The 8,371-nt window shown below is 37.4% G+C and carries 13 protein-coding genes and 1 pseudogene; 8 read left to right on the top strand and 6 right to left on the bottom strand.

Annotated features, from left to right (window positions below):
• On the bottom strand, positions 1–774 hold a 774-nt coding region (locus ACFIMX_RS02625), incomplete at its 3' end, for a hypothetical protein (RefSeq protein ID WP_375693988.1).
• Entirely contained in the window at positions 764–1,237 is a 474-nt protein-coding gene (locus ACFIMX_RS02620) for a crossover junction endodeoxyribonuclease RuvC (RefSeq protein ID WP_375613779.1), read from the bottom strand. The genes ACFIMX_RS02625 and ACFIMX_RS02620, both read right to left, overlap by 11 nt.
• 75 nt (positions 1,238–1,312) lie before the next feature.
• On the opposite strand from ACFIMX_RS02620, the gene ACFIMX_RS02615 reads away from it, so the two are divergent.
• Positions 1,313–1,978 carry a hypothetical protein gene (locus ACFIMX_RS02615; protein ID WP_375627972.1) on the top strand — a complete coding sequence of 222 codons (666 nt, stop codon included), beginning with the start codon at positions 1,313–1,315 and terminating at the stop codon, positions 1,976–1,978.
• On the opposite strand, the gene ACFIMX_RS02610 is transcribed toward ACFIMX_RS02615, so the two are convergent.
• The 4 genes from ACFIMX_RS02610 to ACFIMX_RS02595 all read right to left on the bottom strand — a co-directional run bounded on the left by ACFIMX_RS02610 (position 1,926) and on the right by ACFIMX_RS02595 (position 4,251).
• A complete protein-coding gene (locus ACFIMX_RS02610; RefSeq protein WP_375627971.1) occupies positions 1,926–2,240 on the bottom strand; it encodes a hypothetical protein in 315 nt (104 codons plus the stop codon). The genes ACFIMX_RS02615 and ACFIMX_RS02610 overlap by 53 nt on opposite strands.
• Positions 2,241–2,250: 10 nt before the next feature.
• Entirely contained in the window at positions 2,251–2,946 is a 696-nt protein-coding gene (locus ACFIMX_RS02605; protein WP_375693987.1) for a hypothetical protein, read from the bottom strand.
• An 11-nt stretch (positions 2,947–2,957) separates the two neighbouring features.
• Positions 2,958–3,293 carry a dATP/dGTP diphosphohydrolase domain-containing protein gene (locus tag ACFIMX_RS02600; protein ID WP_375640132.1) on the bottom strand — a complete coding sequence of 112 codons (336 nt, stop codon included), beginning with the start codon at positions 3,291–3,293 and terminating at the stop codon, positions 2,958–2,960.
• A 676-nt stretch (positions 3,294–3,969) separates the two neighbouring features.
• Positions 3,970–4,251: a hypothetical protein gene (locus ACFIMX_RS02595; RefSeq protein ID WP_375680540.1), complete on the bottom strand. Its 282-nt coding sequence runs from the start codon at positions 4,249–4,251 to the stop codon at positions 3,970–3,972.
• Between the two features lie 112 nt (positions 4,252–4,363).
• Between ACFIMX_RS02595 and ACFIMX_RS02590 the strand changes: the two genes are divergently transcribed.
• The 7 genes and pseudogenes from ACFIMX_RS02590 to ACFIMX_RS02560 form a co-directional block, all read left to right on the top strand.
• Positions 4,364–4,693 (top strand): helix-turn-helix domain-containing protein, encoded by a 330-nt coding sequence (locus ACFIMX_RS02590; protein ID WP_156851527.1) that lies wholly within the window; start codon positions 4,364–4,366, stop codon positions 4,691–4,693.
• Between the two features lie 224 nt (positions 4,694–4,917).
• The gene (locus ACFIMX_RS02585) at positions 4,918–5,298 is read left to right on the top strand and encodes a hypothetical protein (RefSeq protein WP_375679643.1); all 381 of its coding nucleotides are present in this window, start codon (positions 4,918–4,920) and stop codon (positions 5,296–5,298) included.
• A 67-nt stretch (positions 5,299–5,365) separates the two neighbouring features.
• Positions 5,366–6,124, top strand: a complete 759-nt coding sequence (locus ACFIMX_RS02580) for an antA/AntB antirepressor family protein (RefSeq protein WP_375693986.1) — start codon at positions 5,366–5,368, stop codon at positions 6,122–6,124.
• Positions 6,125–6,136: 12 nt separating this feature from the next.
• Positions 6,137–6,700: a hypothetical protein gene (locus ACFIMX_RS02575; RefSeq protein WP_375677173.1), complete on the top strand. Its 564-nt coding sequence runs from the start codon at positions 6,137–6,139 to the stop codon at positions 6,698–6,700.
• Positions 6,697–7,305, top strand: coding sequence for a hypothetical protein (locus ACFIMX_RS02570; RefSeq protein WP_375693985.1), 609 nt, complete (start codon positions 6,697–6,699; stop codon positions 7,303–7,305). Before ACFIMX_RS02575 ends, ACFIMX_RS02570 begins: the two co-directional genes overlap by 4 nt.
• A 71-nt stretch (positions 7,306–7,376) precedes the next feature.
• Entirely contained in the window at positions 7,377–8,204 is an 828-nt protein-coding gene (bet, locus tag ACFIMX_RS02565) for a phage recombination protein Bet (RefSeq protein WP_375678889.1), read from the top strand.
• Position 8,205: 1 nt separating this feature from the next.
• Positions 8,206–8,371 (top strand): annotated as a pseudogene (locus tag ACFIMX_RS02560) (exonuclease); the annotation flags it as partial.

Genomic DNA, 8,371 nt, shown 5'->3' with positions numbered 1-8,371 from the left:
ACGCCAGTAATCTCGAAACTTTGCGATTTCGACTTTCACGCGCTCCGGAGGCAAGCCCTCTTCGATTGCAAAATCGTAATCGGGTTCAAAATCCGCAGGCAATCGACAACCGCGATTAGCTTGCACTCGTTTTGCTTTTTTGGGAACGTTTTCTTGCTCGTGAATGATTGGTTGGTTGGTTTCTAACGTTTCGATTTGTTCTGATTGGCTTTCAACATCACACTCGATTGGCTCGTCAACCAAATCGATTGTTTCTAAATCTTCAAATTCAGTTTCTTTTTTTAATAAAACGTTAGTTTTATTTTTTTTATATATGTTAATGTTATTGTTAATGGCATTGCGTTCGCATTGCGCAACACTATGCGCATCGTATGCGCTCTGCATGCAATCCGCATATGCGTTTTCTTTTATATGATTATTGTCATTTTTACCTTTTGTTTTATGCCATCTAGAATGAGCTGCTTTTGTTGCTGCTTCTGATTTCTCTTTGCTATCATTTAATTCTAATTCAACATCTGGGTTCCACAACCGACCATCTTCTAAACAAATGATATGTCCAGTTTCTAATAAAAGATCTAATGCCTTCTGAAATTTTTTTACTGAGCAGCCAGCCAATAAAGATAACACTTTAAAATTATTCGTAAGCGGCTCTCCTGTGCGAAGCATTTGAAAGCGCAACTTAACATATATGAAACCTTCAAAAGCTGGCAAATATGCAAGATCAAGTAGCCACTTGTCTGCAAAAAGCCTCGTCCATGGTAATTTACTGGACATACCCCAATTCCCTTTCTTTAACTAAATATAAAATTGCTAAAGCATCTGCTTCGTTATCATCTTTCGGATTGTGCCCTTTTGCACGCACCGCCTTAATCATCTCTTCTTTCGACGCATTCCCCTTGCCTGTCGTCGCTTTCTTAATCGTACTTACTGGTATCCCCTCATACGGTATCTGATGCTGTTCACACCACGCCGTTAACGTTGCTAACAAACCACCGTAAATATGCGCTGCATCTGTACCTTTATGACGCCTCACCTCTTCAAAATACACCACGTCAATTTGACCTGCTGTCTGCTTTATTTCTGATAGCCATTGTTTAAAACGCAAGTAACGCATTCCACCGCCTTCAAAACGGCGTGATTGAAAATTCACGGTACCACTGAACATGTCACCACTTGCACCACGTATCGCCCACCCCGTTTTGGTACCTAGATCAAAACAAAGAATCGTGTTAATCACCACGCCGCTCCATACAAAACGTGTTTTATAAGGTTGTTTTTTTCTGAAAAGTAGAAAGAGAAAAGCGTATGAAATATGCTTAATGAAATAGAAAATGCTTGGCATTTGATTAATAACAGTACTGTCATATCTACCATTATTGCTACGCTTTTTATCAGTATTGGAGGTTTTTTGTTTAAGTATTTTAAACTTTGTAAAAGAAGAAAAGCTTCAGAACAAAAGCTAACTGTGACAAGTGATCCAATAATATTTCTACCAAGGTTAGAGCGTAAAGAACCGCGTAAAATCCCCTTAATTTTTATACCCTTAATCATTAAAAATCCTACAAAAAAAGATATTAGAATCAAACAAATACGTCTTATTGAAGAAAGCCCTTTTGAACTTATTGCTGCTATGGTATGTAATCCCATTTCTATTGGATTTTCTAGAATGGATCCTAAATGTATCTCTTTCGAAAGAAATTTGATAAAACCGCAACGTAGTATACAATATTTTAAAAAGGGACGTTTTATAAATCCACCGTCAGAACAGTTGTTAGAGTTATTTAATCTAAAAAGCCGCAGTGAGTTGTCATTAACACTATATATTTCCCCTCTAAGCTCAAATGATATAGTTGACCCTGAATTTTTCATAAGGCATACTGCTCCGTATAATCCAAAGAAAACAATCGAAGTGAGCTTTTGTCCTGTTAGCTTCGACGGATTAAAGACATGGGAAATGTTTTTTGAAATTGCTGATTAAACTGTATATCTTGTGGTTTAATTCTTTCTATTTTTTTGTGTAAACTTGCAATCTGTCCATCAATAGAAGTTACCTGTTTATTTATTAATGTTTCTTGATTTTTAATTATTGTGTCCTTTTCCCTAATTATTTCATCTTGTTCATCTATCTGTTCTTGTAGGTCAGAAGCCTTGAAATAATAGTGTAAAGTAAACAGTGAGACCACAATAATTGGAATGTTATTGATGATATGACCTATGACAAATGACATTACATCTTCCATCTTTCTCTCCTCACTTCCCCTTCTTCTTACTCTTCTTATTCTTATGAAGCGGCGCTTTTACTGCTTCATCACGCGGCTTAAGCTCTTGCTTCAGTTCTTCAATTTCCTCGTCGTCACGTTCTTCTATCTTTTGTTTCAGTTCTTCAATTTCCGTATCACGTGATTGAACATCTTCTTTTAGTGCCTGTATCTTTTCACTTTTCCGTTTGAACTCTTCTCGGTACGCATCTATCTTTTGTTTTAGTTCTTTAATTTCCTCCTCACGTTCTTTAATCTCTTGCTTCAGTTGTTTAATTTCCTTGTCACGTTCTTCTATCTTTTGTTTAAGTTCTTTAATTTCCGTATCACGTGATTGCACATCTGCTTCGAGTGTCATTACAACTTCACTTACATTTCTGAACGCCTTTTCATGCTCTTCAGTCTTTTGTTTCAGTTGTTTAATTTTCTCGTCACGTTCTTCAATCTCTTGCTTCAGTTGTTTAATTTCCTTGTCACGTTCTTCAAGATCCGCATCACATTCATCAATTGTCTGCTTGCTTTCCATTAAATACCTAAACTCATTCTCTTTCATTTTTTTCTTAATATCTTGAACCTGCTCTTTAAGTGCCTTAACCTGCGCGCGATAATGCAATGCAATACGAAACATCACTCCGCTTAAGAGCAAAACTGAAACCACTTCTATCCATAAAATTTCATTCGAACTCATCTTTATCTCCTTTAATTTTTATGAGGGCGGTCATCATGACCAATCTGTTGTGCTTCGCATTCCATTAAAAAAAGAATACAACAAGCCGCATGTGCCAAGTGTGATAAATCACTCTCAGCATCCTTATGCTCTCCACCAAACCATGCTAATAAATGACGTAAAGCAGCACCGTGAAACTTGCTCCAGTGCATGCCATTACGCCAATTGTTTGCTCCGTACTTCTTTGCCCCAAACTCTAAAACTTTGCCGATTTCAATCAGTGCCAACGGCGGTATAAGCTCTATACGAGGCTTACCATCATCATTCTTATGCGCTTCGTTTGTGCTATATGAAACGTGTTTACGCATGTAAACTTCGTCGTTATCGCGAAAATCTTCATAGTCACAAACATCGGCATTGCCGTAAATCTTGGCATTCGCTCTAATCTTGGCATGCCCGTGAACTAACGCATTGTCATAAACTTTAGATTGATTGAAAACTTCGGCATTACCAAAAACCTTGGCTTGACCGTAGACACGTGCTTTGTTGTAAACCTTAGCATCCCCATAAATGCGAGAATTGCCGTAAACTTCTGCTTTGCCTTTTACTGAAGCATTCTCATAAATTTGCGCCTTACCATAAACACGGGTATCACGACCATAAACCTCCGCATTACCATAAATCTTTGCATAATCATAAACATACACACAATTAGAAACATCTGCACAACCGTATACTTGTGCATGCCCAAAAACACGTGCCATGCCACCAACACGGGCATCTCCAAAAACACGAGCATTGCCAAAAACATACCCATTACTAAAAGATCTATCCGAACCAGCTACCCAACAATCACCCTCATGTGATAGGTTACCTTCATGCTCTATAAAACCACCTAGGTCACCTTTCTTGACTCTTCCAAAGTCTCTCAGTGCCCGTATGCGACGAAGCATTACAATACCATGTGAATTATTCTTATCAGGATAAAGCGTTATTCCTTGGCGTGTGAACTCATATTTCTTTTCTACAGCCATCTTTGTCTCCTTAATGCTGTAAAGTTTCTCCGGTGTGATCAACACCGCAGCTCTTGCAAATTTTCGACATTGGGGCGTGTTGCTCTTGCATTAATCTCTGCAAGCGCTCGGGATAAAAAAAATCTTCGGGGCGCAAATCTATCCCATGATCACGTGCGTAGGTTAAAATTTTTTGCTGGTGCTTTGCTGGTATAAAACTATGCCATCTAGAAACAGACGACACATCTCTTTGCACTATGGTTGCTACAGTTTTGAAACCACCTAAATATTTTATGATTAATCTCGCAGGCATATGTAATCTCCATAACAGCGCAATAAATAATTGCACTTTTTACATATGTCAACAAAAAATGCACCTTTCACATTTTTGCATTTTACGTATTTTTAAGGATAATGTTTAGATTATGAGTAGCAATATTGAAAAAAGCATCCAACAATGGCTAGAAAAAAAATTAAACGAGCGCGGACACGGTGCTCAAATAGAATTAGCAGCCTACTTGGGAATCCATCAATCCACTATAAGCAGAATGATTAATCCTTACAAAAATGGAAAATCAAGAAGCATTAGTATTGGAGAATTAGTTAAAATAGCCGAGTTTTTTAACGAACCCCCCCCAAATTTCTTCAATGATGTTGATCAAGAGTTTATGAATTTTTATCGTGATCTTTCTGAAGAAAACAAAAAGTCTGTGATCTTATATATTGAGTTTTTAAGGCAATCAAAAGATAAGTAATAGTTTCCTTTTCTTTCTGAGAAAACCCTTTTAAAAGATTAGAATCTTGTTCCACTATTTGCATTTTGTATCTCCATAAATTGTGGATAGTGCATTTTTAAAAAAAACATACCTAACATAAATATGCACTTTTTACATTTTTATGTTGACACTTGCACTTTTTACATATAATCACTCCATATCTTAGAAAATAACTTTTGCCAATAGGCTGTATGGAGGCATTTGTGAAAAAACCAGTGTTTATAAATTCTGATGAAATTCTCTTAGTGATGTGCGAAAATGAAGAGCAAAATCTCGCTAAATCTGGTCCTTTCTTAGAAGAAAGTGACATGATCAAATTTATCGACCAAGCCGATAACGCTGTCCAAATTTTGCGTGTAGAACCAACGACTAATCGTTGCGAAGATATCTCTGAAGATATTGCCGAATTCTATCTTAAAGAATGTGAAGAGCAGTGTTTCAACGGAAACATTCCTCACGACTTTGTTACGCATAGTTCAGCATACGGTTTTTTTTTAGATGATATAAAACAGCGCGAATATGATGATGCAATGTATGGTTCTTACGAAAAACAACACCGTTTGCGTCCTTGTGATGTGCTTTAAAATCTAAAGGCGTTTTTAAAAGCGCCCCCCTCTTTCCTCTTATTAAATTATCGGATGGAGTAAACTTATGAATAATCCTATCGCTATCGCAAATAACACGGTTAACGGAGAAAGCGTTCAAACAGTCAATGCTCGTGACTTGCATGCCTTTTTAGAAGCAAAACGAGACTTTTCCAATTGGATTAAGGACCGTATTAGCAGATACAATTTTATAGAAGGACAAGACTTTGTAAAAACACAAGATTTGCGGTCACCAAATTTGGCGAGCGCAAAATCTAGATCTGTTATTGCAATTAATTATCATCTCACCTTGGAAATGGCAAAAGAACTTTCCATGGTAGAGCGTAATGAAAAAGGAAAACAAGCCCGTCAATATTTTATTGAATGCGAGCGGCGTGCAAAGCAAGTTGTTACACCACAAATCGATTACTCAAATCCACAAGTAATGTTAGGTGTATTAACTCATCTAAAAAATGAAAATGAGCGTAAAGACATCATCATTGAAGATTTAAAACCAAAAGCCATGGCTTTGGAAAGCTTACAACGCTCTGAAGGGCTCTTCGGTCTTACAGAAGCCGCTAAAGTGCTCGAAATGCAACCAAAACAGTTCATTCTCTTCTTACAGAAAAAAAGATGGGTTTATCGACGCACTTTCGGGGCTCACTTATTGCCTTATCAAGACAAAATCCAAAAAGGACTAATGGATTGCTCAACCCTCACTATTCAAACCGAAAATGGAACTGAAAAAGTCATTCCTTCCGCAAAAATCACCACAAAAGGCATGGGACTGCTGTCTCAAGAGATTAAAAGACAAAACATGCATTAAGGGAAATAAACCATGGAAAAGAAATATGAATTTACTGATGAAACAATCGAAGTTGATGGCAAAATCCTTCACCGCATTCGTGCTTTAAGGGATTTTGATGATGTTAAAGCAGACGACCTAGGCGGCTATATCGAGAAAGAAGACAATCTAAGTCATCATGGTAATTGCTGGATTGGGGATTATGCAAAAGTCTATGGTGATGCCAAGGTTTTTGGTAATGCTAAGGTTTACGAAAATGCACAAGTTTACGGTTATGCACATGTTTACGGCAATTCTCGTATTTATGGCAAAGCAAAAGTTTTCGATGAACCATGCATTTACGGTCATGCAGAAGTTTACGGTGATGCATATATTTGCGGTGAACCGCACGTTTTTGATAATGCAGAAGTTTATGGTAATGCACAAGTTTACGAAGAGCCATACATTTACGATAGGGCGCGTGTTTACGGCAATGCAGAAGTTTCCGGTGATGCGCATGTTTACGGTCATGCAAAAATTTACGGTGATGCATGTGTATGTTGGGACGACTGGATTGATGGCGATAAAAGAATCTCAACTGGAGAAAAGACCAGATGAAAAAATACGAACTTACTGATGAAAAAATTGTGTTTGATGGAAGAACTCTTCACCGAATTAGAGCATTAAGAGACTTTGGATATGTCAAAAAAGGTGACCTAGGCGGCTTTATAGAAGGTGAGAGCAACTTAAGTCATGAAGGAGACTGTTGGGTTTATGATGATGCCATGGTTTATAGCGGTGCAAAAGTTTACAACAATGCCAAGGTATTTGATAACTCAAAAGTTTGTTATTTTGCAAATATTTATGAAAATGCAACAATTCATCATAACGCAAAAATATATGGTGGTCGTATTTTTGAGAATGCACGAATAAAGAATAGTGCCAAGGTTTACGACAATGCTCGTGTATATGGGAACGCAATAATTTGTGGTCCTGCTCTCATTTATAACAATGCTAAAGTTTATGGTGATGTCATTATATCATGCTCCAATTTCACGTATGAGGATGATGTTAATTATGGAAATGTTGAGATTTTTGGAGATGCAAAAGTTTATGATAGTGCTCGCATTTATGACGCAGTCAAGATTTTTAGAAATGCCGAAATTCGTGGATTAGCTAATATTCGCGGTAACACGAGAATTCCTCAAGACATAAAAATTTAACAACCAACCAGCCTTTTAACAGATGCGTGATTCACGCCACGGGTGAATTGCGCGCAATGTAGGAAATCAAGATGACAAATTCTACTTTTTTAAAAGAAATGGCAGAAAAATATGGATTTTCTGCTGAAGAATTTCGAGAAACAATCATAAAAACTTGTATTGGATATAAAAATGCTAATGTCATCACTGATGCAGAATTTGCCGTTTTTCTTTTTGTTGCCAATACTTATGGACTTAACCCTTTAACAAAAGAAATCTATGCTCTCCCTAAAAAAGGCGGCGGCATCATACCCGTTGTTTCTATCGACGGTTGGATAAAGATCATCAAATCAAATCCTGACTTTGATGGCATGACCTTTCAAGATCAACTCAATGAGAATGGGAATATCATTGCTATCAAATGTGCTATTCGTCTCAAAGGGATTAAAGACCCTATCGAAGTCACCGAATATCGCAAAGAATGCGAACAAGAAAAAAGTGAAGCATGGCAAAAATATCCAGCACGTATGTTGCGCCATAAAGCCACTATACAATGTGCTCGCTATGCTTTCGGGCTTTCCGGTATTTATGAAGAAGATGAAGCAAAACGTATCAATGAAACAAACCATAACGTACAAACGAAGTTAGTTTCTTATGATGTGCTTACGCAAATCAAACAATTAATAAACATCACTCAAACAGAAGAGGAAAAAGTGCTTGAGTATGGACGAGTCGACAGGCTTGAAGATCTTCCTGATGAAGTAGCACAAAGGATTTTGGATGTTTTGCAAAAGAGACAGCATGAAAAAGAACAATCTTTCCTACAACAAAAGCAAATAGAGGCGCCTATACAAGATGCCGAATATATTCACGTCCAAGATATAGAATATGCACCACAAGAACAAAGAACGGCGGTGTGAGATGGAACAAAGAACAGCAGAATGGTTTCAAGCACGCTTGGGTAAAGTCACCGCATCAAACATTTACAGCGTACTCAGTAAGACAGCAAAAGGATTGCCTACGAGCAAATATGAAGACTACAAAATCAAACTCATAACAGAGCGCTTAACAGGCGAAACAAGCCCTT

The sequence above is a fragment of the Bartonella sp. AD24XZML genome (genome assembly GCF_042196485.1).
Lineage (GTDB): Bacteria > Pseudomonadota > Alphaproteobacteria > Rhizobiales > Rhizobiaceae > Bartonella.
This window is presented reverse-complemented; position numbering and strand designations above follow the sequence as displayed.